We start from the raw sequence: 25,183 nt of genomic DNA, 5'->3' as shown, positions 1-25,183 counted from the left end.
ATCGGTCGCGGCGCTGTCGCCGATTCCGAAACCACCCTCACAGGAGCTCGTCATGAAATCGTTGATCCGTCTCGTTGCCGCAACTGCAGCGTTGTCCGTTTCCCTCGGCGCGTTCGCGCAGACGAGCGGCCAGGTGACTCGCGCGCAGGTGCGTGCGGAACTGGCCCAGCTCGAACAGGCAGGTTATCGTCCGTCCGCCGAAGAGCCGTATCCGGCCGATCTCGAGGCCGCCGAAGCCCGCGTGCACGCGCCCGACACGAGCGGTTTCGGCAACAATGCGGTGCCGGCCGCCCAAGTCGGCCACGCGTCTGCCGCGAAGACATCGCCGCGCGATTCGATCTTCTTCGGTCAATAACGTGCCGATCGGTCAGAAGCGGCGTGTGCCCGCGCCACACGCCGCTTCAGGTATGAAGAATACGCGACACTAACCGCCGCCCCTCCTCGCGCGGAGACAATTCCCCTCATTATCTTTCCTGTCTCATCGGAACACCCGCTGAATCAACGTCACCAGCACACCCGCCAGTCCCAGCACAGCGACCAGTCTGAAATAGTCGATATGTGCCAGCAAAGCCGATTCCCGGGCTAGCAACTGGGCGACCTGGGCCGTCGCCATCTGCGCTGCCGGCGCAGCATCGGTCACGGTGGCCAACGACTCCTGGAGCTTCTGAAATATCTCGACGTAAATGGGATCGTTCGACGCCACTCGTTCATTGAGAACGGCATAGTGCGCCGTCGTTCGCCATTGTTGCCCGAGTGTGGCCAGCGTGATGCCCAGCGCTACGCCGATTTGCGCAAGCATGTTCTTCATCTGTTGGGCATTCGCGAAAACCGACGCGTCATAGTCCAGTTCGCGGAAGGTGCTCACGGCAGCCACCGGCATGACGATCGGGATGAATAGGCTGTAGATGGCGAGCGCCGGCAGAATATCTCGCCACATATCGGCCTGACCATCGATCCCGGAGAGCAATGCGCCGAACACGGCAAGTGCAAGGAAAGCGACAACCAGAAACTTTCGTGGGGCGGGATGACGTGGCAAGGTCCGCATGACGACCCACCAGGCCAGCGCTCCTCCCGCAAAACCCAGTGCCTCGAAATTGCCCACGGTCGCCCAGGCAAAACCCAAGGTTCGCTGCAGCATCATCGGAACCATGTAGTTGTTTGCGCCAAGCATCATGTAGACAAACATGAACAAGGCCACGCCCGATACATAGCGAACGTTCAGCATGTGGCGTACACGCAGAATGGGGTTATCTCCGACATGCTGGGTGCGCCCATAGAACATCAGACCGACGACGGCCAAGGCCATCGCCACCCATATGAACAATACGTTCCCGTAGAAGTCGTAATAAAAGCGCTGCAGTGCGTAGAGGAGTAGAAAGCTTCCGCTTATCAGGAAAATCTGTGGCCACAGATCCGGTCGGGAACGAAGTTCCGGCTCGACCAGCGGCCGATCGTGCAGGACCACGGATGCCAGCAGCACGGCCAGTCCGCCCAATGCGGCAACGAGCCAATAGATGGCGCTCCATTTTTCATGGGATACCGCGAGAGAGGCCAGCCAAGGCGCCGCAGCCGTGTTCAGCGCCACACCACCGACAAGATACTTGATGCCGACGAAGCGCGCGGGTCCGGCAAGCGCGTGATGAACCATCATGCGGGCAGACGTGAACAGTGCCCCACCACCGAGCGCCATCACGGCCCGTCCCGCCAGGAATGACGAGAAGTCGTCACTGATCGCGCATAGCACGGCGCCTCCCGCGCAAATGGCGGTGGCGTACTGGACGAATCGACGTGGTCCAAGGCGCTCCACGAACCAGCGTTGCATGGAGATCGAGAGGATCGCCACGCTCGCGTAAACTGCCGCGGCGAGGCTGAAATCTTCGGGAGCCATGCCCAATTCGCCCATGAGCGGACCGGCGGCAAAAGCGGTCATTCCCGACTGCAGAAAATCGATGGTGACCAACAGAAAAATCGTGGCGTAGAGCAGGCGCCCTGGACCGCTGGGAGACATGACGAAGCCCCTCTTTATCCGCGAAGCCGTTATTGATTCGCCTGGATGATCTTCTGCACGACGTCGTCTGCACGCGCCAGTTCGCCGGCGAATACGTCAGTCTGGTAACCGTGGGCGCGAGATCCTGGAGCGACCAACCGTGTTCCGTTGCGCTGCTGCGTGTCGACCACGACTTTCATCGACAAACCCAGTTGCAGGGGATGTGTCGCAACCTGTTGGGGATCAAGCGCTATGCGAACCGGCACGCGCTGCACGATCTTTATCCAGTTTCCGGTGGCGTTTTGCGCCGGCAAAAGTGAAAACGCGCTGCCGGTACCGGCGTCCTGCCCGATCACCGTGCCCTGATAGACCACGTCGTCGCCGTACACGTCGGCATATAAACGGACGGGCTGCCCAATTCGGATATGCCGCAGCTGGGATTCCTTGAAGTTGGCATTGACCCACAGGCGGTCCAGCGGCACCACCGACATCAACGAGATCCCCGGGCTGATCTTCTGGCCTACCTGTGCGCTACGCTTGGTCACCACGCCAGTCACGGGCGCAGGCACCTCGGTCCGGTAAGCTGCCACATAGGCATCGCGCACCTGAGAGGACACAGCCAGGACATCGGGATGCGTAGCAAGCGTGGTGTGGTCGACCTGTGCAATGCTCGCAGCCAATTGATGGTTCGCGGCATTCAGCGCGGCGACAGATGCGCGTACGGCGTCTTCCGCATGTCGGGCCTCCTCGCCCGAGATGGCGCCACTGCCCACGAGTTCCTTCCGGTGAGCCAGATCGGCCTTGACCCTGACCAGTTCGATTTCCCGCAGTTGCTGGTTTGCGCGGCCCTGCTCGACAGCAGCATATTGGCTACGCACCTGGCGTACCGTCCTGGCCAGCAGAGCTTCGGCTCGCTCCAGCGCGAGCTTCGCGTCGGTATCGTCAAGCTTGACCAATGGGCTTCCCGCGGTGACGTAGTCGGTGTTGTCTGCATTAATGGCCGTGATGACACCACTGACCTGAGCGGTCACCGATACGACATTGCCGTCAACATAGGCGTCTTCCGTGGACTCCCTGTACCGGCCGGCAACGAGCCACCAGATGGCGATGCCGAGGGCGACCAGCACGACCAGGATCACAACCGCGATTCGCCAGCGAAGCGCACTCCCCCTGGCACCGCCCGAATCGCCCGGCGGCTTGCCGTCAGCACCAGAATCACCTGCGCTTGCATTCATGGTGAGCCCCCTGGTGTCAGGATTCGTCAGCGACGCGAGGATCGGGGGAGGCCGTCGGTACATAGCCTCCACCAAGCGCGCGAATCAGGTTCAATCGCAACTCGCGATCGCGAGCTCGGGATTCGATGACCAGGCGCTTCTGCAGCAATACCTGGCTTTCGGCGATCAACACCTGCAGATAATTGGCGACGCCATTGCGATACTGTCTGATGGCCAGGTCATACGCATGCTGGGCAAGTTGCAGGGCCTGGTTCTGCTCCGTCTCTTGCGCCTCGAGCCAACGCAGCGATACCAGTTGATCGACCACATCGTGGAGGGCATCGATCAAGGTCGCGTTATACGTCTCGACCGACTCGTCGTAGACGGCCTGCTTCAATGCGAGATTGCCGCGGCGGCGACCACCGTCGAAGATGGGCAGCGACACAGCCGGGCCGATACCTATCACCCGACTACCGGCCGACAGAAAGTCGTCAAAGCCGAGCCGTTGCAATCCGACGAAGGCATTCAGGCTGATGTTTGGATAGAACTGTGCCCTGGCCACCTTGATGTCCCGGCGAGCCGCTTCGACCCGCCATCGCCCCGCGACAACATCGGGGCGACGACCGATCAACTCGACGGGAAGATCAGTCGGCAATTGCACGATCCCGATTTTGGCCAGATGCGGTCGTTGTATGACCAGGCCGGCATCCGGCCCCTTTCCCTGAAGTGCTGCCAGCTGATTGTCGAGCAGGGCGATGGATTCGTTGAGCGACACAATGCGCTCGCGCGCAGCCGGCAACGCGGCCTCGGCCTGGGTCAGTTCCAGTTCGGAGTCGATCTGGGCAGCCACCCTTCGGCGCGTCAATGCCAACGTCTGCTCGCGTTGCTTCAGCGTGCTTTCGGCAAGGTCACGCAGATCGTAGGCGGCATCCAGGCGCAGATACGTTCTGGTCAACGTCGTGGTCAGCACCAGCCGCGCGGCTTGCAGATCGACCTCCGTGGCATGGGCATGATCCAGCGCCGCCTCCATGGCCGCACGATTCTTGCCCCAGAAGTCGAACTCATAGCTGACTCCCAATGTTGCGTCATTGACGGTTTGCCACGTGCCTGCAATCGGTGGCGGCACGGTACCTTTCTCGCTGAAGCGCAGACGCGCGCTGGTGGCGCTGGCGTTGATCTGCGGGTAGAGCGCGGCCTCGACGATGCCGGACACGGCCTGCGCAGCCCTGACTCGCGCCTCGGCAACGTGCAGGCTTGGCTGCCCCTGCAGTCCATCCCTTATGAACCGGTTCAACTGATCGTCGCCGAGGTCGGTCCACCACGCGTCCGTCGGCCAGGCCGCGGTCGAAAACGAAACCGATGAAAGGCTGTGCGCCACTTCCAGATTCTGCGGATCGATGGCCTCGGCGCGAGTGCGCAAGCCGCTCGAACTCGCGCACGCCGCAAGCAGAATGGCGGCGAGCATTGCAGGGACTCGCTGAATGAGCCCCCGTTTCATGAGGCAACCGTAACCATGATCTCGCATGTCCCCGTTCTTGTAGACGTGAACACTTCTCAGGGAGTCGCTTCGAGCGCCATGGAGTCATGCTGCCGATGAGGCCGGATGACATGGATAACCCCGGAGGACCTCAATGTCGCGAACACGTCGAGCATCGACTAAAGACCCCAGGGCCACATACAGTCGTCAACGGGTTCGTTCGCGACAGTATTGCAAAAAAAACACGCACACACGAGATCTGCCTTCCGAAGCGATGGTTCACCCGGCCCAATCCCATCGCACTCTTCCGCCGGACGCAAGCACGAACGCTCAAGTATTGAAGAGGTCGTGCCTGCCGCTTGGCGCCAAACCGCACCGCAAGTCACTGCTCGCGTAGCGGACGCCCGATCGAGCCCTACATCACGATTGACTCGACCGCTCGTCACAGGTGCAAGTAAACGTGCTTGCCAAATGCGCGTATCACTTCTTCATTCCGAGACAAGAAAATCCACTGGCCCACTCGAGTCGAAACGAGAAGCCCGGCGTCGATCAACGTCGCGATATGCTCCGATACGGTCGACTGTGATAGACCGCTGCGCGCATGAATCGCATTCGCCGAAACGCCATGACGAAGGTCGAGCGGCCCCCGCGCGAACACCTCGTTCGGCGTCTTCAGCCACCCCAGGATTTCACGCCGAAAGGGGTTCGCAAGGGCCTTATGAATCAGATTCGTATCAAACATGATGTGCAATCAAGGATTGGAATCGAAGTTGATGAAACGGAGCAAAGCGCGCGGTGGCAAATGAAATGCAAGACGCTGATTAAACTATTCCACGCCAACGCCCGCTTCCAGCACCGCTGTTCCAGAACGCGACATCGTCAGAACATGTCCGTGCCGTGCTGGCTCCCTGCATCCTGAATTTCTCCTCCTTGGCCAGGCCGAGCCGGGATAAACGGCCCCGTAACCATCGTCGAGTAGCTTTGACCCGGCCCCACCATCGGGAACACGTCGGCGTTCGGGTCAATCATCACTTCGAGAAAGGCGGGTCCATCAAACTCGATGAATGCCCGGAGCGTGTCCTCAAGCTCGCTCGTCGCTTCAACGCGACGGGCAAATTCAAACCCGTCGGCCTGTGCCGCCATCACGAAATCCTTGCGATGCAGCGCCTTGTCGCTCACGAACATCCGGCCATCGAAAAACAGACGCTGCCACTGCCGGATCATCCCGTCACCGCAATTGTTGAGGACCAGCACCTTCACGGGAACGCGATACGTACTCGCCGTTTCCAGTTCGCCGACATTCATCCGGATGCTGCCGTCACCGTCGATATCGATCACAAGGGCATCCGGCCGCGCCAGCTGCGCGCCGATCGCCGCGGGCAGCCCAAAACCCATCGTCCCCATGCTGCCGGACGTCAGAAAGCTGCGCGGCTCGACGAAATCGAAGAACTGCGCGGCCCACATCTGATGCTGGCCGACGCCCGTCGTGACGATGGCCCGCCCGCCGGTCATCTCGCCAAGCTTCTCGATCACGAACTGCGGCTGAATCGCCGCGTTGTTCCGGTCGTAGTTCATCCCGTGGCCACGCTTGAGTTCCGCCACACGGTCGAGCCAGTCAGAGGGGATTGGCACGACACGGTCATCCCGCATCAATGACAGCAACGCGTCCTTCGCATTGCCCACGTGACTCCACTGCGCTCGCTTGACCTTGTTGATCTCCGCCTCGTCGATGTCGATGTGGGCAACATGGCGCGCGCCCGGCGCGAACCGTTCGGGACGGCCGCCAACCACCCGATCGTCGAATCGGGCGCCCACCGCGATCAGGAAGTCGCAGTCTTCGACCGCGTAGTTCGCGCAGGCGGCACCATGCATGCCCAGCATGCCAAGCAACAGTTCGTGTCTCGCCGGCATCGCGCCCAGGCCCATGAGCGTGGTCACGACCGGAATCCTGTAGCGCTCCGCAAACTGCCGCAGTTCCGCCGTTGCGTCGGCCGCGACAATGCCGCCGCCCACGTACAGCAGCGGTCGCCTGCTTTGCGCCAGGAGATCGAAGAATTCGGCGCGCTTGCCCTCGTCGAGACGAGCGCCCCTTGCCACCATGCGAAGACGATCCGAGTACCCGCGAAACTGCAAGGTACCGTGTCCGAGATAGGGCCCCGTCCAGTTCTGGATGTCCTTGGGCACATCCACGACAACCGGCCCCGGACGGCCGGTGCGCGCGATTTCGAATGCGCTGCGCAGTGTCTGTTCCAGTTTCGCTGGGTCGGTCACCAGGAATACCTGCTTTGCACACGCCGACATGATGTTGAAGACGGGCGCCTCCTGGAACGCATCGGTGCCGATCATGGCGCGAGGCACTTGTCCGCATATCAACACGACGGGAACCGAATCACCGTTGCAGTCGGCGATCGGGGTCACCGCGTTCGTCGCGCCGGGGCCGGACGTCACCATGAACACGCCGACCTTGCCGCTCGCACGTGCGTAACCGGCAGCCATGAAGCCTGCGGCCTGTTCATTGGCCGGCACGACGAACCGGATCTGGCGCTCGGGGTTTTCCTTGTTCAGTTCGTTGTGACGAAACACGGCGTCGTAGGTGGGCAGGATTGCGCCCCCACTGTATCCAAACAGCGTATCGACGCCCTGCTCCTCGAGTACTCGCAGGATGATGTCGGCACCCGACATCAATTCGTCGGCGTGAGGCGGCTGCGGAAGGACTTGCGAAGTAACGCTCGGGTTTTGGGTCATGGCTGACTCGCATGGAAACCGGCGCTGACGGCGTCAGCAACCTGGATCAAAGAGGGATGTCCCTTCCAACTCGAGAACAGCGTATGTTCGACACCAGTTTGTGGACGATTGCGCCGACGGGTTTTCCGTATCCGGCCCGGTCCATCCAGCACTTTCTTGAGTGCGCGCCTGGAAGAATTGCGAAGGTGGGTGAGGAACATTTTGCCCACGATCGAACTTGCCCGCCTGCCCATGAAGCGTGTTTGAAGGCCAAAATGGGCCGCATCCGGGCCACGACGAATCGTGACGTCGCGCATCGCGCCGATGCGTGGTCGGCCAGCGACGATCGAGAAAAATGCAGACAACGCTTGCGTTCGGCTTTCTTCCAAAGCGGAAAAAGTCAATTACCGGACCGCGTGCCCCTGCGATCCGATCCTTGCGGTAAGCTGCCGCAACCCACGTTACTGCGGCCCGGCGCGCCGGTTTGTGCTCGGTTCGCAACGGCACCTTCCTGCCCGGACACGCAGATCAGTCACCAAGGACACTGGCATCCGTGAATCGCGCCGATACGCCCCAGCCTCTACCGGATATTCTCGAGCCGGGCTTGTCGGTCATATTCTGCGGCATCAATCCGGGGCTTCGTTCGGCATCGATTGGCCACCACTTCGCGAACGGAAGCAATCGGTTCTGGCGTGTCGTTCACCTCGCGGGGTTTTCTCCCGAACAGATTCGTCCCGAACAGGATCGCACGCTGCTTCGATATGGTTGCGGCCTCACCACGGCGGTTTCGCGTCCGACGGCGCGGGCCGACGAGCTGTCGCGCTCGGAGATCGCGACGGCCGCATCCGACTTCGAGCGGAAGATCGAACACTATGCGCCCCGATACATCGCCTTTCTTGGAAAAATCGCGCTGGCTGCCATGTCAGGCAAGCGCGAGATTCAGTGGGGGCCGCAACCCGATGCGTTCGGCGGTGCGCGCGCGTGGGTCCTGCCGAATCCAAGTGGCCTGAACAGGGCGTTCGACCTCGATGCGCTGGTGGCCGCCTACCGGGCATTTCGCGTTGCCGTCGCGTCCACGCCTTGAAGTTGTGCGTTGTTGCGCAGTGTCTCGGTAACGAAATCCACGAACGCCCGCACCTTGCCGCTGGCCCCTCGCCGCTCGACATGAAGCAGGTTCACCGGGATCGGCTCGGGCTCGAAATCCGTCAGGACAGGCTGAAGCCTGCCGTCGAGCACCTCGGGCGCCGCCTGATACGACAGCAACTGCGTCATCCCCACGCAATCGACGGCAGCCAGAACGGCAGCGGGAACCAGGTCGACGATCATCCGCGGCCGAAGCCGGACCGGCACCCGCGAACCGTTGTCGTCGAACACCCACTCGAACGGCAGCGAGACACCCGTGCATGACACGCAGTCGTGATGGATCAGGTCTCGCGGATGAACGGGTTCCCCATGTGCGGCGAGATAGTCGGGCGCCGCGTACGTTCTCCGCCGCACAAAACCCAATGGAACGGCGAATATCGACGAGTCTCCCAGGTGGCCGATCCGGATGGCGATATCGACGCCCTCCTCGAGCAGGCGCGTGGCTCGGTCGATATACACGGCGTTGATGCCGACATCGGGGTAACGCCGCACGAAGGCATTCGCGAGCGGCGCAATGAATCGCTGGCCGAACAGCACTGGCGCCGAAATGGTCAACGTGCCCACCGGGTTCTGGTGATCGACGGCAATATTCATCTCGGCGTCCGCGATCACGTCCAGCACCTTGCGGCAGGCATCGGCGTATGCCGTGCCCGCATCCGTCACCCGGATGACGCGCGTGTTGCGTGCTAGCAGTTGTGCGCCAATGCGGGCTTCCAGCGCATGGACCGCCCGCGAGACCGCGGCGGTCGACAGTCCAAGCTTCTCCGATGCGGCGGTGAAGCTGCCTCGATCAACGACGGCTACGAAGGCTTCCATCTCGCGCAACTTGTCCATTCCGACTCCCGACCTGACCGACCGAATCCGTGCATCGCGATTGTATGCGTGGCGTCCGGCCAGATGACCCTTCACAACATCACGTGGCACGAAAGTGCGTCAGGATGGCCGCTATCGGTCCATTTCGAGTCGGCATGAAGCGGCCACGTGTGCCGCGCGTCGTCAGCGAGGCTCGCCATATCGGCCGGACAGAAAAAGACTCTTTCGGGTTACGACGGTTGTGACGGCATCTGTCGTCGCCGTGGCAGATTTTGCTCACTCATTGGCCCAAAACCTGACTCGCTCACGCTTTGGGAAAGTCGCGCCATCTCCGACAATGATCTTCATCATCAGGTGGTCGCGACACGCCGGAAGAGCGGCCCGCGTCACCGGCGTCGAGCGTTTTCCACATCACGTCGCACCGTAACCGAACGAGAGTCCCCATCATGTTTTCCGCAATGCTTGAAGTGGCGCCCATACCCGAACAATTCGATGCCTATCTCGGCATGGCGAAGATGCTTCGGCCCGAACTCGAAAAGATCGACGGATTCGTCGACAACACCCGCTATGCGAGCCTGACGCGTGACGGATGGCTCCTGTCGCTGTCGAGCTGGCGCGACGAGAAGTCGCTGGTGCGCTGGCGTACGTCGACGAAGCACCACACCGTGCAGCAAGCGGCGCGCGATCGGATATTTTCCGACTACCACCTGCGCATCGGCCAGGTCGTCAAGGATACGTGCGTGCCCGCAGGACAAGTCCTGCAGGAACAGCGTCTGGACGTCACGGAGGTGGGCGCCGGCACGGCAGTGACGCTGCTCGATGCGACGTGCGCACCGCACTGGCCCAAGGAGGCCGGCGCGGAAGCCGTGGCCGGCCTGCTGGGACTCGACCGGGAGGCACCCGGGCTCGTCGCATGGGACGCGTTCGACGCGCTGTTGACGCCGGGTGACGTGATCGTGGTGGCGACGTGGCGCGACCAGGCCGCCGCCGACGCATTCGAACGCGACGCGAACCTGCCGCAGGGCATGCGCCTTCGGCATATCCGCATCGTTCGCGAGTACGGCATGTTCGATCGTCGGGAAGCACCTCAATACTTCGAGGCGGTGCGTCCTCATGCATGACGCACACCGTACGCCGATGCCGATTCGATCTGCCGTTAGCCCGCCCCCCTTATGAGCACCGCCAACCCTGTCACGACCGGAACAGCCGAATCGACCCTCGCGCGACCGTCGGCGCGCGTTCCGTTGCAAGAGCCGGAGACGCGGGGACAACCGGCCTCCAAGCAGGCGACACTGTCGCTTCGTGTCGCTGTCGGCCTGATCGGGATGCTGTTTGCATCCCTGCTCGCGATACTCAACGAACAGGTCACCGCGTCGGCGATGGCCGATATTCAGGGCGCGCTGTCGATCGGACATGACGACGGGACGTGGCTGACCGTACTGTTCGAAGCGACCAACGTCGCGACGATGGTGTTTGCTCCGTGGTTCGGGATCACCTTCACGCTGAAGCGATTCACGATCGGCGCCGTGCTCGCCACGCTGCTCCTCGGGGTTCTCTGCCCGTTCGCACCGAACCTGCTTGCGCTTTACGTGCTGCGTGTTCTGCAGGGGATCGCCGGCGGATGCCTGCCGCCGATGCTGATCGTCGTGGCGCTGCGCTACCTGCCGCCGAAGGTCAAGCTGTACGGGCTCGCTGGCTATGCGCTCACAGCAACCGTCGGGCCGGCGCTCGGCACGCCGCTCGCGGCGTTGTGGACGGAGTATGTCAGCTGGCGCATGGCCTTTCTTCAGATCGTGCCGCTTGGCGTCGCGAGCTGTGTCGCGATCCAGTTCGGGCTTCCAGCGGATCCGCTCAAACTCGAACGACTGGCTTCATTCAACTGGATCGGATTCCTCACCGGATATCCGGCCGTTACCATGCTCGTGATCGGGCTGCTGCAAGGCGATCGCCTGGACTGGCTCGATTCCGGGTTCATCTGCGCGATGTTTGCCGGGGGCGCGCTGTTGCTGGTGGCATTCCTTGTCAACGAATGGTTTCACCCGCTGCCCTTTTTCAAGTTGCAGATGCTGGGCCGCCGTAACTTCGCGCACGGCCTCCTGACGCTCGCGGGCGCCGTGGTGTTGCTCGTCGGCGTCGCTGCGATACCCGGCCAGTATCTCGCCCGGGTTCACACCTACCGTGCCTTGCAGACGGCCCCCCTGTCGTTGCTGGTTGCGGTGCCGCTCCTGATTACGCTGCCGTTGACGGCGGCCGTGCTGAACCTTCGTCAGGTTGACCGCCGATGGGTCCTGGGTATCGGGCTGTGTCTCATGGTCGCGACGTGTCTGATGGGGAGCTTCATGACCTCCGAGTGGATTCGCGACAACTTCTACCTGCTTCAGTCGTTGCAGATCGTGGCCCAGCCGATGGTGATCCTGTCGATCCTGATGGGCGTCACGACCGGCCTGCCGCCAACGGAAGGCCCTTTCGCGTCGGCGATGTTCAACTCGTTGAAGGCGTTCTCCGCGGCTGCGGCAACGGCCCTGATCGAAGGGCTGGGCACCGATCGTGAGCGCTTTCATTCGAACGTGCTGGTGGACCATCTGGGCAACAACCCGCTGGTGACGAGCCAGAGTATCGACGCCGCGCATGGCCTGGGCGAACTCGCACACCGGATCCACGAGCAGGCATGGGTCCTGACTTCAGCGGATCTTTATCGGGTCATGGCGGGTGTCGCCGTTGCCCTCCTTCTCCTTGTTCCGGTATTGCCCGTGCGGATCTATCCGCCGTGGAGCACTACACCAGCCGCGCCCCATTAAGGGACGAAATCATGTCGACTCTCACCCGTTCTCCTCTCAAGATTGCTTGCATTGCCGCCGCGGCCGTTGTGGTCGGCATTGCCGTATGGGCCTGTACAAGCCGCTTCTCCGCGCCGGGTACCGAAGCCACGAACGATGCCTATGTGCAGGCGGATTTCACGCTCGTGGCGCCACGCATCGCCGGTCAGATTTCCGACGTGCCGGTTGGCGACAACCAGTCGGTAAAGGCTGGCCAGTTACTGGTGCGCATCGATGATCGCGACTTCCGGGCAGCATTGGCGAGCGCGCAGGCGGACGTCGCGGCGGCCAGGGCGGCCGTTGCAAACTATGACGCCGAGATCGCGCGGCAGCCTTCGCTCGTCGAGCAGGCTCGCGCGACGCTGCGATCCGATCAGGCGGGTATCGCGTTTGCGCGAGCAAACGCGTCGCGCTACCAGAGCCTTTCGGAAGCCGGTGCGGGAACGACGCAGGAGCAACAGCGCGCGTCGAGCGCCCTTGACGAGCAACTTGCGCAGCAGGCCCACGACCAGGCCGCGTTGACGGCAACCGGGCAGAACCTCGACGTGCTGCGCACCCAGCGTGACAAGGCGGCCGGCGCGCTCGCGCGGGCCGAGGCGGCGCTCGAGCAAGCCACGCTCAACCTGTCCTATACCGAGATCCGCGCGCCGGTCGACGGCAAGGTCGGGCGGCGTTCGGCGCGGGTCGGCGCATTCGTGACACCCGGCGCGGCGATTCTCGCGATCGTCCCGCTCTCGGACGCCTATGTCGTTGCCAACTTCCAGGAAAACCAGATCACCGACATGCGGCGAGGCGCGGGGGTTCGTATCAAGGTCGACAGCTTTCCGGGCGTCGTGATTCGAGGCCATGTCGACGGTCTTGCGCCCGCTACCGGCGTGAGCTTCGCGCCGATCGCGCCCGACAATGCAACGGGCAATTTCACGAAAATCGTGCAGCGCGTGCCCGTCAAGATCACGATCGACCGCGGGCAGCAGGCGGCATCCGCATTGAGCGTGGGGCTTTCGGTCGAAGCGGAAGTGGCCGTCGGCGACCTTCGCGATGCACCCGCGAACGGAGGGAACGGGAAGTGAGCACGAGCGAAATCTCCGTCCGTGAGGCGGTCCTGGCGATACTCGCCAGTCTGGTGATGGCGGGATGCACCCTGGGCCCGGACTTCGAACGTCCGCGGACACCGACACCCGACGTCTTCAACCGCACGGAAACCGCGCAAGCATCGAGCAAGCCTGTCGAATCGCAATTCAGTCCGGATTGGTGGACGCTGTTCGACGATCCGATGTTGAACGCGCTGGAAAATCAGTTGGCCGGCGCGAATCTCGACGTCGCCGCGGCGTCGGCGCGTTTGCGGCAAAGCCGGGCCGAACAGCGCGTTGCGGGTGCGGCGGAATATCCGACGCTCGACGGCGCCGCGTCGTACAACCGCGAGCGTGGAAGCGAGAACGGCATCTTGTCGCTGCTTGGCGTCACGCCGACGCAAACTCAGCCGCAATCGGCCGCGGGCAGCACGCCGCTCGGCGTGGCGCCGCTGCCGGGATCCAAGGGTTCGCCGGCTTACAACCTGTACCAGGTCGGCCTGGATGCATCGTGGGAGATCGACATCTGGGGCCGGGCTCGACGCGGTGTCGAAGCGGCAACCGCGTTGACGGATGCGTCATACGAGGATCGCAATGCGGTCTTGCTGTCTTCCCGTGCCGAGCTCGCGCGTGACTATATCGAGTTGCGCGACACGCAGTCGCAGCTCCAGATCGCGAGACAGAACCTCGAGATTGCTCGCGACGCGGTGAAGCTGACGCAAGTCCGCGTGCGGGAAGGCGTGACGACGGACCTGGATGTCGCCAATGCGTCCGCGCAGGTCGAGTCGATTGAAAGTCTGATTCCGACGCTCGAATCGAAATGCGAGACCACGATCAACGCGATGGGCGTATTGCTCGCGAAGGAACCGGGTGCGCTGCGGCAGACGCTCGGCGAGCCGCGCGCCGTTCCGCCGCTTCCTGAAAAAGTGCCGATCGGTTTTCCGTCCGAACTCGTGCAGCGCAGGCCGGACATCAGACGAGCGGAGGCGCGGTTGCATGCCGCCACCGCGTCGATCGGAATGGCGAAAGCCGACTTTTATCCGCGCATAGCGTTGAATGGCAGCGCGGGATTCCAGAGCCTTCAGCTCTCGAGCCTCGCCAACTGGGCATCCGGTCAGTTCGTCGTGGGACCGTCGATTACGCTTCCGATCTTCGAGGGCGGACGTCTGAAGGGCATGCTCCACTTGCGCGAGGCACAACAACAGGAAGCCGCGATCAACTACCAACACACCGTGCTCGTCGCGTGGCGGGAGGTTGACGATGCGCTGGTCGTCTACGACGCCGAACAGCGCCGGCGCGATCGCCTCGTCACGGTGGTGTCCCTGAACCGGCGCGCGCTCGCGATCGCTCGGCAACGGTACAAGGCAGGCGCGGCCGACTATCTCGACGTGCTGAACGTGCAGAAGCAACTGCTCGAGGCGCAGAGCAATCTCGAGCGCAGCAAGGCGACCGCCGATACGAATCTCGTCACGCTTTGCAAGGCACTCGGGGGTGGGTGGGAATCGGCGTATCCGAGCTGAGCCGAGGCGTTTCTTGTAGCCATCCGGCCAGTGAGTTCCCTTCTCTCCTGGAGACAAGGGGAACTCGATAAGGAAGCGATTGACCGACGAGCCTACCCATATTTGCCCCAGCGGCAATCCAGGATCCGCTGCAATGCGTCGCCGGCAAAGCGGCGTCGAGAAAGTTTCCGACAAAACGCCCGCAAAGTTGTACCGATGGGCACTACTCGATTCGGGAGACTCCCTACAAGCCGCTGGACCGGCCAGCGCTTCATGGACACTCACGAGCCATGGCGTGCGTTGCGCCGCTCAAACGCTACAGGTGACAAGTCGCCGGCGAAACCGTGCCGGCGAAATGGGGTTGTAGAACATCTCCATGTCATCGAAGGCAATTGTGGTTGCCGTCACGGCAACCGCTCCGTCTCCGCCACCGGCTCGAGCAACGAATCGTCGTCCCCCGCACCGCGTTCGAAGCGCCGCGCCAGCCGGTCGAAATACAGGTAGACGACGGGCGTCGTGAACAGCGTGAGCAGTTGCGACAGGATCAGCCCGCCGACGATCGCGATGCCCAGCGGCACGCGCAACTCGGCGCCCGCGCCATGCCCAATCGCGAGCGGCAGCGCGCCGAACAGCGCGGCGAGCGTCGTCATCATGATCGGCCGGAAGCGCAGCACGCAGGCCTGGCGGATCGCCGCGGCCGGCGCGAGGCCCTGCTCGCGCTCGGCCACCAGCGCGAAGTCGATCATCATGATCGCGTTCTTCTTGACGATGCCGATCAGCAGGATGATGCCGATCATGCCCATGATCGACAGGTCCTGCCTGAAGAGCTGCAGCGCAAGCAACGCCCCGACGCCCGCCGACGGCAGCGTCGAGATGATCGTCAGCGGATGGATCGGGTTCTCGTACAGCATCCCGAGCACGAGGTACACGACGACCAGCGCGGCGAGAATCAGATACGGCTCGCTCGCGAGCGATGCCTGGAACGCCTGCGCCGTGCCCTGGAACGCGCCCGAAAGCGTGTCGGGCTTGCCCGCGGCCGCCTCCGCCGCGCGAATGGCCGCGACCGCGTTGCCGAGCGATTGCCCCGGCGCGAGATTGAACGAGATCGTCACGGCCGGGAACAGCCCCTGGTGGTTGACCGAGATCGGCGACACGTTGTTCTCGATGCTCACCAGCACGTTCATCGGCACGAGTTCGTTCGTCAGCGGAGAACGCACGTACAGGTGCGCGAGCGCGTCGGTCGTCAACTGGAAGGCCGGATCGACCTCCTCCACGACGTGATACTGGTTCAGCGACGTGAAGAGCGTCGCGATCTGGCGCTGGCCGAACGCGTCGTACAGCGTGTCGTCGATCGCCTGCACGGTGATGCCGAAGCGCGACGCGGTGTTGCGGTCGATCACGATCGTCGCGCTCGTCGCCGACGCCTGCTGGTCGGACGTCACGTCGGTCAGTTGCGGCAGCGTGGCAAAGCGCTTCGTCAGGCGCTGCGCCCACAGGTTCAGCTCCTGCACGTCCGCGTCCTGCAGCGTGTACTGGTATTGCGCGGCGCTGATCCTTCCGCCGACCTGGATGTCCTGCCTGACCTGCATCGACAGCGTGATGCCCGTCACCTTCGCCAGCTTCGGCCGCAACCGCGCGAGCACCTGCGCCGCGCTCGCCGTGCGCACGCCGAACGGCTTCAGGTTGATCATCACGCGCCCCTGGCTCACGGTGGGATTCGGGCCGATCCAGTAATAGGTGTTGTCGACGGCCGGATCGGCCTCGACGATGCGGCCGAGCTGCTGCATCTTCTGCGCCATCGCCTGCGGCGAGATGTCCGGCGCGGCCTGTGCGACGCCCATGATCAGCCCCGAATCCTCCTGCGGGAAAAAGCCTTTCGGCATGGAGACGAACAGCGCGGCCGTCAGCGCGACGGTCGAGACGGTCACCGCGAGCATCGTCTTGCGATGCGCGAGCGCCCAGTCGAGGCCGCGCTCGTAGCGGCGCTCGACCGCGACGAACGCGACCTCGAGCCAGCGTTCGAGCGTGCGCAGCCGGCCGCCGTCCGAGCCCGGCGGGCGAATCAGCCAGCCGCACAGCATCGGCGTGACGGTCAGCGACACCAGCGCCGACATCACGATCGCGACGCTGACGGTCACCGCGAACTCGCGGAACAGGCGGCCGACGATGCCGCCCATCATCAGGATCGGGATGAACACGGCGATCAGCGAGATCGTCATCGACACGATCGTGAAGCGCACCTCGCGCGCGCCGAGCAGCGCGGCACGCATCTTCGGCACGCCCTCCTCGATGTGGCGCATCACGTTCTCGATCACGACGATCGCATCGTCGACGACGAAGCCGACCGCGATCGTGAGCCCCATCAGCGACAGGTTGTCGAGGCTGTAGTCGAGCAGAACCATCACGCCGAACGTCGCGACCAGCGACAGCGGGATGGTGAGGCTCGGAATCACGGTGGCCCAGACGTTGCGCAGGAACGAGAAGATCACCATCACGACGAGCGCGATCGTCAGCATCAGCGTGAACTGCACGTCGTGCACCGACGCGTCGATCGTCTGCGTCCGGTCGCCGACCACCTGCACGTGCGCGGCCGCGGGCAGCGACGCCTCGAGCTGCGGCAGGCGCGCCGTGATATTGCGGATCGTCTGGACGACGTTGTAGCCCGGCTGCTTGTGCACGTCGATGATGATCGCGCGCTCGTGCTGCAGCCATGCGGCCTGCTGCGTGTCCTCCGCCGCCTCGACCACGGTGCCGAGATCGTCGAGCCGCACCGGTGCGCCGTTCTTGTAGGCCACGACCAGATTGCGGTAGCTCGCCGCCGACGTGAGCTGGTCGGTCGCATTGAGCACGACCGAGCGGTCCGGGCCGTTGAGGTTGCCCTTCGGCGCATTGACGGTCTGCACGCCGACGATCGAGCGGACGTCCTCCAGCGTGAGCCCGCGCGCCGCGAGCTTGTCCGGGTCGAGGCGGATCCGCACCGACGGGCGCTGCTGCCCGTGGAAATCGACGAGGCCGACGCCGGGCATCTGCGAGATCTGCTGCGCGAGGAAATTCTCCGCATAGCTGTCGAGCTGCGTGAGCGTCAGCGACGGCGAGGTCAGCGCGAGCGACAGCATCGTGAAGTCCGCCGGGTTGACCTTCTCGTAGGTCGGCGGATTCGGCATGTTCTTCGGCAGCGTGCCGCCGGCCGCGTTGATCGCCGTCTGCACGTCCTGCGCCGCGCTGTTGATGTCGCGCGACAGATCGAACTGGATCGCGATCGAGGTCGTGCCGAGCGAGCTCGACGACGTCATCTGCGTGATGCCGGAGATGTTCGACAGTTGCCGCTCGAGCGGCGTCGCGACCGAGGTCGCCATCGTGTCCGCGCTCGCGCCCGGCAGCTTCGCGACGACCTGGATGGTCGGAAAATCGACCTGCGGCAGCGGCGCGACGGGCAGCATGAAGTACGCGACGAGCCCGACGAGCAGCACCGCGAGCGCGAGGAACGACGTCGCGACGCGCCGGCGGATGAACAGTTCGAGCAGGCTCATGACGACGCATCCAGCGTGGCGGCCGGCGCGGGTGCCGCGGCTTCATCGCGCGCGTCGACGCGCTTCGCCGCGACGGGCGTGCCCGGATTGAGGCGGCTCTGTCCTTCGAACACGACGAGATCGCCGGCAGCGACGCCGCTCACGATCTCCGTCATCCCGTCGACCGCGGCACCCGTCCGCACCGCGCGCAGTTGCGCCTTGCCCGACGCATCGATCGCATAGAGCTGCGGGCCCGCCTGCGTGTTGACGATCGCACGGCTCGGCACCGCGAGCCGCTGGCGGTCGGTGCGCAGCAGCACCTGCGCGTTGACGAGCTCGCCCGGCCACAGCTTGCGATCGGTGTTGGCGAATGCGCCCTTCAGCCTGATCTGCCCGGTGGTGCGGTCGACCTGGCTGTCGATGAAGCTCAACGTGCCCTGCGCGAGCGGCGCGCCGCCCGCGCGTGCCGTGACGGACACGGGCAGCGGCGCGCTCTGCTGGCCGGCCAGCACGTCGGGCAGCACGTCCTGCGGCACCGAGAACTGCACGTCGATCGGCTCCATCTGCGTGACGGTCACGATGCCCGTCGCGTCGCCCGGATGCACGATCGCGCCGAGGTCGGCCTCGCGGGCGCCGACGCGCCCGGCGAACGGCGCCATCAGCGTCGTGAAGCCCAGTTGCAAGCGATCGTTCTGCACGATCGCCGCATCGGCCGCGACCGTCGCCGTCAGCGCCTTGACCTGCGCGCGCGCCGTATCGACGCTCTGCGTCGTCGCCGCGCCGATGCCGACGAGCTTCGAATAGCGGTCGAAATCGAGCCTTGCGTTCTCGAGGCTTGCCTGATCCTTGCCTTGCGTCGCCTCCGCCTGGTGCAACTGGGCAGTGAGCGGCCCCTGGTCGAGCTGCGCGAGCACCTGCCCGGCCTTGACGTCCTGTCCTTCCGCGAACAGCACCCGCTGCAACTGGCCATCGACGCGGACCTTCACGTCGACGGCGTTGCGCGCCTGCACGGTGCCGACCGCGACGGCGCGGATCGGGAAATCGGCCAGCACCGGACGGCCGGCGACGACGGGCACGGCCGGCGCGGCGGCATGCGCCGCGTGTTTCGGCCACTGCCACCAGACGATGAGTGCGAGCGCGGCGGCAGCGCCGACGGCGAACCCCGGCGAAAGGCGGCGGCCGTGCCGCGGCGGTTGTTGCGGAGGAAGATCGGCGGCGTGATTCATGGCGCGGGGGAATGGGATGAAGTGTCGGGCAGCGCGGCGGGAACGGTCGCGCTGGCCACGGCCGGCGTGCGTTCCGTCACGCCGAAGCCACCGCCGAACGCGCGGAACAAGCCGACGGAGGCCTGCAGCCGCGCCAGGCGCGTCTGCACGAGTGCGTCGTCGGACTGGTAGCGCGTGCGCTGCGTATCGAGCACGGTGAGGAAATCGACGGTGCCGCTGCGGTACTGCGCCTCGGCGAGTTGCGCGGCCTTGCCCGCTGCGTCGGCGGCCTCCTGATCGGCCGTCTCGACCTGCTGCTGCTGCGACGCGGCGCTCAGCATGTCCTCGACGTCCTGCAGCGCGGTGACGATCGTCTGCCGGTAGTCGGCGACGCTCTTCGCGGACGCCGCCTCGGTCGCGTGCAGTTGCCCACGCAGCGCACCGCCGTCGAAGATCGGCGCGGTCAACGCGGCGGCTACGCTCGCGAACGGGCTCGACAGGAAATGCGACAGCGCACTGCTGCTCAGCCCGCCGTCGGCCGTCAGCACGAGGTTCGGAAAGAACGCGGCGCGTGCCGCACCGACGTCGTAGTTCGCCGCCTGCAAGCGCGCTTCGGACGCGCGAATGTCGGGGCGCGTGTCGAGCAGGCTGGCCGGCAGGTTCGGGCGCGGCTGCGGCACCGCGATGCCCGCGAGCGGCACCGCCGCGACGTCGAAGCCTTCCGGCACCGCGCCGACGAGGGTCGCGAGCAGATGGAGGTTCTGCCCGAGCTGCTGGCGCAGCGCCGGGATCGTCGCGTCGAAGCTCGCGCGCGCGTTGCGCTGCTGCTGCACCTGCAGCTCGGTCGCGACGCCCGCCGCCTGCTGGGCCTGCAGCAACGCGAGGATGCGCGCGGCATTCGCCGAGATCGACTGCGCGAGCGCCACGCGCTGCCGCAGGCTCTGCACCTGGAAATAGGTATCGACGATCGAGGCGGTCAAGGTCAGCGCGACCGTGTCGCGGTCGAAGCCCGCGGCTTGCGCGAGCATGCCCGCCGCGTTCGCGTTGGCCGCGTTGCGGCCCCAGAAATCGATCTCGTAGCTCGCCTCGGCGAACAGGCTCTGGCTGCGGCTCGAACTTCCCGAGCCCGACGAACCGCTGCTGCCGCCGCGGCGATGACTGCGATCGAACGTGCCGTTCAGCGACAGCGACGGATAGAGCGGCGCGCCGGCCTTCTCCGCGTTGGCGCGTGCCTCGTCGACACTGGCAAGCGCCGACGCGAGCGAATAGTTGTGCTGCAGGCCGCGCTCGACCAGCGCATCGAGCGCGGTGTCGCCGTACGCGCGCCACCAGCCGCTCGCCACCGGCACGGTACCGGCGAGCGACGCCTGCGCGGCATCGTTCCACGCGGCGGGCGCGGCCGGCGCCGGCCGCTGGTAGGCGGGCACGAACGAGCAGCCTGCCAGCGCAAGCGAAGCCGCCAGCAACGTGGCGGCGGCCCGGCCTCGAAACGACCTGTGCGATGCGGCGCGCCGGGGCGGCGAACCGTTCGACCGAAGCATGAAGCGACTCCCTCGCGACTATGATGCGACGAGGATAGCGACGCGTTCCTGTCCGGCCTTTCGCTCGAAGATGAAATAAATTTCATGCGCGGCGGCGTGCGCGGCGAGCGCCGCGTGCCGGCTCAATCGCCCGCGCGCACCATGTAGCCGGCGCCGACGACGGTATGGATCAGCGGCTGCGCGAAATCGCGGTCGACCTTGCCGCGCAGCCGGTGCATGTGCATGTCGATCACGTTGCCGCGCGGCTCGAACTGGTAGTCCCAGGCCGCCTCGAGCAGCATGCCGCGCGTGACGACCTGCCCCGCATGACGCATCAGGCACTCGAGCAGCAGGTATTCGCGATGCTGCAGCTGCAGGTCGCGGCCGCCTCGGCTCGCGCGGCGCGTGCGGCGGTCGAGCGACAGGTCGGCCACGCGCAGTTCGTCTTGCAGCCGCGAGCGATCGGCTCGGCGCGCCAGCGCCTCGACGCGCGCCAGCAGCTCGGAGAACGCGTAGGGCTTGGCAAGGTAGTCGTCGCAGCCGGCGTGGATCCCGGCGACGCGGTCGCCCAGGCCCGCGATCGCGGACAGCATCAGCACCGGCGTCGCGCGATCGTGCTCGCGCAGGCGCCGCACCAGCTCGATGCCGTCGAGCCCCGGCAGCTTGCGATCGGTGACGATCACGTCGTAGATGCCCTCACGCGCAAGCGCGAGCCCGAGCGCGCCGTCGCCCGCCGTATCCACGACGTGGCCGCTCTCGGTCAGGCCGCGCGCGATGAACTGCGCGCCGCGCGCGTCGTCTTCGACGATCAGGATCCGCATGCTGGAACGAATTAGGTTAAATTTATTTCATGTTGGCGCGAACCGGATGTTGGACAAGCCGGTGCATACTGCCAGCGCCTAGTTTACGCTTCGCGCGCGGCCGGCGAGCCGATGCCCCTTCCCTGGCGGATTCCTGATGCCCACACTCCTGGTCGTCGAAGACGATCATCAGACCCTCGACGAAATCGTCTCCGCGCTCACCGACTACGGCTGGGCGGTCGAATCCGCGCGGACGGGCCGCGACGGCCTCATGCTCGCGGTCGCGAAGCGGTACGACGCGATCGTGCTGGACCGGATGCTGCCCGGCGGCCTCGAAGGGCTCGGCATGCTCGCGGCGATCCGCAGCGCCGGCGTGACCACGCCCGTGCTGATCCTGAGCGCGCTGTCCGCGGTCGACGAGCGCGTGCGCGGCCTGCGCGCGGGCGGCGACGACTACCTGACGAAGCCGTTCGACTTCATCGAGCTGACCGCCCGCCTCGACGCGCTGATGCGCCGCCGCGACGCGCCCGCGAGCGCCGAGCACGCCTACCAGGTCGGACCGCTGTCGCTCAACCTGCTGACGCGCGAAGTCACCTGCGCCGGGCGGCCGGTCGCGCTGCTGCCGCGCGAATACCTGCTGCTCGAATTCCTGATGCGGCACGCCGACCAGACCGTGAGCCGCACGATGCTGTTCGAGGCCGTCTGGGGCTATCGCCTCGACGAGCGCACCAACGTGATCGACGTGCATGTCAGCCGCCTGCGCAAGAAGCTCGATCCGACCGGCGCGCTGTCGCTGATCCGAACGGTACGCGGCTCGGGATATACGCTCCGTGCAACTGACTGACCTCCATCGCACCACCAGCTTCCGGCTCGCGACGCTGTTCCTCGCGATGTTCGGCATCGTGTCGCTCGTGCTGTTCGCGTACCTGTACGTCGAGATCACCGGCTTCGAGACGGAACGCGTCGACGACTGGCTCGTGCGCGAACACGCCGCCACCGTGCGCGACGCCAACGCCGACCTCGCCGCGCGCTTCACGCACCAGAGCCAGTTCGATCCGCGCCAGCAGCGGCCGTTCGGCCTGTTCGACGCGCAGGGCAAGCACGTCGCGGGCGGCTACATGGGCGACCGACCGCCGATCCCGGTTTTCGACAAGCCGTTCTCGATGCGGCTGACCGTGAGCGGGGAGCGCCACGTTCCAGGCCGCTGCATCGCCGCGCGGTTGCCGGACGGCCGCACCGCGCTCCAATGCCAGAACACGCGCGAGCTCGACCACTTCGACGAGGAACTGCTGCACGTGCTCGTGACGGCCGGGCTGCTGATGCTGCTGACGGGGCTCGTCGGCGCCGCGTTCGTCGGCGTCGGCGCGGTGCGGCGGCTCGACGCCGTCACGCGCTCGATCGAGGAGATCGTGTCCGGCAACCTGAGCCAGCGGCTGCCGGTCCATACGAAACACGACGACATGGGGCGGCTCGTGCATGTCGTCAACGGCATGCTCGACGAGATCGAGCGGCTGATGCACGAGGTCAAGGGCGTGTGCGACGCCATCGCGCACGACCTGCGCACGCCGCTCACGCGCCTGCTCGCGGGGCTCGAACGTGCGCAGCGGCGCGCGCGCAGCGAGGCCGACTATCGCGCCGCGATCGACGACACGATCGCCGAGGCCGGCAGCATCCTGCACACGTTCAATGCGCTGTTGCGCATCTCCGAGATCGAATCGCACGCACGACAGCAGAATTTCGCCCTCGTGGATCTCGCCACCGTCACCGACGACGTCGTCGAGTACTACGAACCGACCGCCGAAAACAAGCGCATCACGCTCGACTATCGGCGCGCGCCGGATGTTTCGTTCGAATTGCGTGGCGACCGCAACCTGCTGTTCGAGGCATTGGCCAATCTCGTCGACAACGCGATCAAGTTCGCGCCGGACGGCGGCCACGTGTCGATCCAGCCGTTTCGCGATTCGGCGGGGGTCGGCATCACGATCGCCGACGACGGCCCGGGCATCGCGCCGGACGAGCGGCAGGCGGTGCTGCAACGCTTCTATCGCGCGGAGACGAGCCGCCATACGGCCGGCAGCGGCCTCGGGCTCAGTCTCGCTGCCGCGATCGCGACGATGCACGGGATGACGCTGCGCTTCAACGACGTCGACGTCGGCTGCAGCGTCACGTTGCATGCGCCACGCGCGCGCGGAGAAGCGGCCGCGAGCCGGACAGCACGGCGCCGGTGAAGCCGGACGTGCCGACGCTCTGGCCTTTCAATATCCTTCGAGGCTCAAGCGTCAGGCACGGTACGACGCACAGGATTGCAGGCGAGCATCGACGCCCGCCCGCACAGGCGCCGCGACACGCGCCAGCACGTGCGCTCGCTCACTGTCGCGCGCGCAGCGCGGCTTCGACGAACGCGTTCGTGTAAGTCCGGTCGACCTTCACCGACGCGTAGGCCGGGTTGGCCGCGGTGAGCACCTGCCATTCCCGGGTCGCGCCGTCGTCCGGCATGCGACCGTCGTTCGCGAACATCGGGATCTCTTCCTTCAGCACCTTCAGGTATGCGGCGCGGTCCTTGCCGACGATCTCCGGTGGAATCACGGCCATGATCTGCTCGGGCGCATGCGTGTTGATGTACTGCAGCGTGCGCACGAACGCATCCGCCAGATGTCGCGCAATCTCCGGATGCGCACGGACGCGCGCGCTCGACATGTAGACCGTGCTCGACGGGAACAGCGCGCCGAGCGCCTGGCGCGTGCCGTCCACCGACGTCAGGTCCGCGAACACCGAGGCCACGCCCTTCGACTCGTAGACGTCGCCATCGGGGGTCGGCGCGACGACGAAATCGGCGGCGCCGTTGCGCAGCGCATCGACATTCTTCTCCTTGCCGTCGGTCCCGAGCCGCATGTAGTCGCCGATCGCATGACCGCCGGCCAGCACGAGCGCGTTGGCGACCGTGCTCTTCGACGACCCCGCGCCGCCCGCGATGAAGCGCGCGCCCTTGAGATCGGCCACGCTCCGGTACTTCTCCCTTGCCTGGTTCGCGACGAGCACCTTCGCGCCCGGTGTCACGCCGAGCGTGACGACCGCTTCCGTGTCGATGCCTTGCGCCTGGTTGACGACGTTGTGATGGTAGTACGCGACCACCGCATCGACGCGCCCGTCCTTCAGCATCTCGGCCGTCGACACGTCGTCGCGAATGTTCATGACGGTGACGGTCGCGTTGCCGTCGTTCAGGTAGCCGAGACGCTCGGCGAGCACGACGGGGAAGTTGCGGATCGCCTTGATCTCGTCGACGAGCAGGACGATGCGCGGCGGCGTGACGGTGGCAGCCCCGGCGGCGGGCGTGGACGGATCGGCGGCCCGTGCGTGACCGGCCAGCACGCATGCGCAGACGAGCGCGGCAGTGAGTTTTTTCATC

Annotated in this window: 20 protein-coding genes and 1 pseudogene; 8 read left to right on the top strand and 13 right to left on the bottom strand. The window is 65.2% G+C overall.

Translation table 11 applies throughout. The features are described from left to right. Nucleotides 1-52 precede the first annotated feature (52 nt). Nucleotides 53-355 carry a DUF4148 domain-containing protein gene (locus DIE23_RS00875; protein WP_124610365.1) on the top strand — a complete coding sequence of 101 codons (303 nt, stop codon included), beginning with the start codon at nt 53-55 and terminating at the stop codon, nt 353-355. A 123-nt stretch (nt 356-478) separates the two neighbouring features. Here the strand turns inward: DIE23_RS00875 and DIE23_RS00870 are convergent, their stop codons facing one another. The 6 genes from DIE23_RS00870 to DIE23_RS00845 form a co-directional block, all read right to left on the bottom strand. Further along, entirely contained in the window at nt 479-2,008 is a 1,530-nt protein-coding gene (locus tag DIE23_RS00870) for an MFS transporter (protein ID WP_124610364.1), read from the bottom strand. Between the two features lie 29 nt (nt 2,009-2,037). Beyond that, entirely contained in the window at nt 2,038-3,222 is a 1,185-nt protein-coding gene (locus DIE23_RS00865; RefSeq protein ID WP_124610363.1) for an efflux RND transporter periplasmic adaptor subunit, read from the bottom strand. Nucleotides 3,223-3,238: 16 nt separating this feature from the next. Beyond that, complete coding sequence (locus DIE23_RS00860) at nt 3,239-4,666, bottom strand: efflux transporter outer membrane subunit (protein WP_260435914.1); 1,428 nt, start codon at nt 4,664-4,666, stop codon at nt 3,239-3,241. Between the two features lie 454 nt (nt 4,667-5,120). Next, complete coding sequence (locus DIE23_RS00855; protein ID WP_124610361.1) at nt 5,121-5,420, bottom strand: helix-turn-helix transcriptional regulator; 300 nt, start codon at nt 5,418-5,420, stop codon at nt 5,121-5,123. 137 nt (nt 5,421-5,557) lie between these two features. After that, nucleotides 5,558-7,423: a biosynthetic-type acetolactate synthase large subunit gene (ilvB, locus tag DIE23_RS00850; RefSeq protein ID WP_124610360.1), complete on the bottom strand. Its 1,866-nt coding sequence runs from the start codon at nt 7,421-7,423 to the stop codon at nt 5,558-5,560. Beyond that, nucleotides 7,420-7,806 carry a hypothetical protein gene (locus DIE23_RS00845; RefSeq protein WP_124610359.1) on the bottom strand — a complete coding sequence of 129 codons (387 nt, stop codon included), beginning with the start codon at nt 7,804-7,806 and terminating at the stop codon, nt 7,420-7,422. Before DIE23_RS00845 ends, ilvB begins: the two co-directional genes overlap by 4 nt. Nucleotides 7,807-7,955: 149 nt before the next feature. Here DIE23_RS00845 and mug point away from each other — a divergent pair, with 149 nt between their 5' ends. Further along, on the top strand, nt 7,956-8,486 hold the full coding sequence (mug, locus tag DIE23_RS00840; protein ID WP_124610358.1) for a G/U mismatch-specific DNA glycosylase: 531 nt from the start codon (nt 7,956-7,958) through the stop codon (nt 8,484-8,486). Here the strand turns inward: mug and DIE23_RS00835 are convergent. Next, a complete protein-coding gene (locus DIE23_RS00835; protein WP_124610357.1) occupies nt 8,447-9,379 on the bottom strand; it encodes a LysR family transcriptional regulator in 933 nt (310 codons plus the stop codon). The genes mug and DIE23_RS00835 overlap by 40 nt on opposite strands. A gap of 425 nt (nt 9,380-9,804) precedes the next feature. On the opposite strand from DIE23_RS00835, the gene DIE23_RS00830 reads away from it, so the two are divergent. From DIE23_RS00830 to DIE23_RS00815, 4 genes are read left to right on the top strand one after another with little or no spacing between them, the layout of a single operon-like run. Further along, nucleotides 9,805-10,479: an antibiotic biosynthesis monooxygenase gene (locus DIE23_RS00830; RefSeq protein WP_124610356.1), complete on the top strand. Its 675-nt coding sequence runs from the start codon at nt 9,805-9,807 to the stop codon at nt 10,477-10,479. A gap of 51 nt (nt 10,480-10,530) precedes the next feature. Next, nucleotides 10,531-12,156, top strand: coding sequence for an MFS transporter (locus tag DIE23_RS00825; RefSeq protein ID WP_124610355.1), 1,626 nt, complete (start codon nt 10,531-10,533; stop codon nt 12,154-12,156). Between the two features lie 11 nt (nt 12,157-12,167). After that, nucleotides 12,168-13,244 (top strand): HlyD family secretion protein, encoded by a 1,077-nt coding sequence (locus DIE23_RS00820; RefSeq protein WP_124610354.1) that lies wholly within the window; start codon nt 12,168-12,170, stop codon nt 13,242-13,244. Continuing rightward, nucleotides 13,241-14,764, top strand: coding sequence for an efflux transporter outer membrane subunit (locus tag DIE23_RS00815; RefSeq protein WP_185646363.1), 1,524 nt, complete (start codon nt 13,241-13,243; stop codon nt 14,762-14,764). Before DIE23_RS00820 ends, DIE23_RS00815 begins: the two co-directional genes overlap by 4 nt. Before the next feature lie 260 nt (nt 14,765-15,024). Here DIE23_RS00815 and DIE23_RS40795 read toward each other — a convergent pair. From DIE23_RS40795 to DIE23_RS00795, 5 genes and pseudogenes are all read right to left on the bottom strand, one after another. Beyond that, a pseudogene (locus DIE23_RS40795) lies at nt 15,025-15,148 on the bottom strand (IS3 family transposase); the annotation flags it as partial. Next, on the bottom strand, nt 15,148-18,273 hold the full coding sequence (locus tag DIE23_RS00810; protein WP_124610353.1) for an efflux RND transporter permease subunit: 3,126 nt from the start codon (nt 18,271-18,273) through the stop codon (nt 15,148-15,150). The gene DIE23_RS00810 and the pseudogene DIE23_RS40795, both read right to left, overlap by 1 nt. Then, on the bottom strand, nt 18,270-19,478 hold the full coding sequence (locus DIE23_RS00805) for an efflux RND transporter periplasmic adaptor subunit (protein WP_124610352.1): 1,209 nt from the start codon (nt 19,476-19,478) through the stop codon (nt 18,270-18,272). The genes DIE23_RS00810 and DIE23_RS00805 overlap by 4 nt, the downstream gene beginning before the upstream one ends. Next, nucleotides 19,475-20,998: an efflux transporter outer membrane subunit gene (locus DIE23_RS00800; RefSeq protein WP_124610351.1), complete on the bottom strand. Its 1,524-nt coding sequence runs from the start codon at nt 20,996-20,998 to the stop codon at nt 19,475-19,477. Before DIE23_RS00800 ends, DIE23_RS00805 begins: the two co-directional genes overlap by 4 nt. Nucleotides 20,999-21,120: 122 nt before the next feature. Next, on the bottom strand, nt 21,121-21,798 hold the full coding sequence (locus DIE23_RS00795; RefSeq protein WP_124610350.1) for a response regulator transcription factor: 678 nt from the start codon (nt 21,796-21,798) through the stop codon (nt 21,121-21,123). 136 nt (nt 21,799-21,934) lie between these two features. Here DIE23_RS00795 and DIE23_RS00790 point away from each other — a divergent pair, with 136 nt between their 5' ends. Next, nucleotides 21,935-22,621 carry a response regulator transcription factor gene (locus DIE23_RS00790; protein ID WP_124610349.1) on the top strand — a complete coding sequence of 229 codons (687 nt, stop codon included), beginning with the start codon at nt 21,935-21,937 and terminating at the stop codon, nt 22,619-22,621. Next, the gene (locus DIE23_RS00785) at nt 22,608-24,005 is read left to right on the top strand and encodes an ATP-binding protein (RefSeq protein ID WP_124610348.1); all 1,398 of its coding nucleotides are present in this window, start codon (nt 22,608-22,610) and stop codon (nt 24,003-24,005) included. The genes DIE23_RS00790 and DIE23_RS00785 overlap by 14 nt, the downstream gene beginning before the upstream one ends. A 139-nt stretch (nt 24,006-24,144) precedes the next feature. Here DIE23_RS00785 and DIE23_RS00780 read toward each other — a convergent pair whose 3' ends face one another. Continuing rightward, nucleotides 24,145-25,182, bottom strand: coding sequence for an ABC transporter substrate-binding protein (locus DIE23_RS00780; RefSeq protein ID WP_124610347.1), 1,038 nt, complete (start codon nt 25,180-25,182; stop codon nt 24,145-24,147). Nucleotide 25,183 lies beyond the last annotated feature (1 nt).

This window comes from Burkholderia sp. Bp9143 (assembly GCF_003853645.1).
GTDB lineage: Bacteria > Pseudomonadota > Gammaproteobacteria > Burkholderiales > Burkholderiaceae > Burkholderia.
Note: the sequence above shows the minus strand (reverse complement) of the source record. Positions and strands in the feature narration are given on the sequence as shown.

Coding starts and splice junctions, on each gene's coding strand:
- DIE23_RS00875 (WP_124610365.1), top strand. CDS start 53: ATGAAATCGTTGATCCGTCTCGTTGCCGCAACTGCAGCGTTGTCCGTT.
- DIE23_RS00870 (WP_124610364.1), bottom strand. CDS start 2,008: ATGTCTCCCAGCGGTCCAGGGCGCCTGCTCTACGCCACGATTTTTCTG.
- DIE23_RS00865 (WP_124610363.1), bottom strand. CDS start 3,222: ATGAATGCAAGCGCAGGTGATTCTGGTGCTGACGGCAAGCCGCCGGGC.
- DIE23_RS00860 (WP_260435914.1), bottom strand. CDS start 4,666: ATGCTCGCCGCCATTCTGCTTGCGGCGTGCGCGAGTTCGAGCGGCTTG.
- DIE23_RS00855 (WP_124610361.1), bottom strand. CDS start 5,420: ATGTTTGATACGAATCTGATTCATAAGGCCCTTGCGAACCCCTTTCGG.
- ilvB (WP_124610360.1), bottom strand. CDS start 7,423: ATGACCCAAAACCCGAGCGTTACTTCGCAAGTCCTTCCGCAGCCGCCT.
- DIE23_RS00835 (WP_124610357.1), bottom strand. CDS start 9,379: ATGGACAAGTTGCGCGAGATGGAAGCCTTCGTAGCCGTCGTTGATCGA.
- DIE23_RS00830 (WP_124610356.1), top strand. CDS start 9,805: ATGTTTTCCGCAATGCTTGAAGTGGCGCCCATACCCGAACAATTCGAT.
- DIE23_RS00825 (WP_124610355.1), top strand. CDS start 10,531: ATGAGCACCGCCAACCCTGTCACGACCGGAACAGCCGAATCGACCCTC.
- DIE23_RS00820 (WP_124610354.1), top strand. CDS start 12,168: ATGTCGACTCTCACCCGTTCTCCTCTCAAGATTGCTTGCATTGCCGCC.
- DIE23_RS00810 (WP_124610353.1), bottom strand. CDS start 18,273: ATGAGCCTGCTCGAACTGTTCATCCGCCGGCGCGTCGCGACGTCGTTC.
- DIE23_RS00805 (WP_124610352.1), bottom strand. CDS start 19,478: ATGAATCACGCCGCCGATCTTCCTCCGCAACAACCGCCGCGGCACGGC.
- DIE23_RS00800 (WP_124610351.1), bottom strand. CDS start 20,998: ATGCTTCGGTCGAACGGTTCGCCGCCCCGGCGCGCCGCATCGCACAGG.
- DIE23_RS00795 (WP_124610350.1), bottom strand. CDS start 21,798: ATGCGGATCCTGATCGTCGAAGACGACGCGCGCGGCGCGCAGTTCATC.
- DIE23_RS00790 (WP_124610349.1), top strand. CDS start 21,935: ATGCCCACACTCCTGGTCGTCGAAGACGATCATCAGACCCTCGACGAA.
- DIE23_RS00780 (WP_124610347.1), bottom strand. CDS start 25,182: ATGAAAAAACTCACTGCCGCGCTCGTCTGCGCATGCGTGCTGGCCGGT.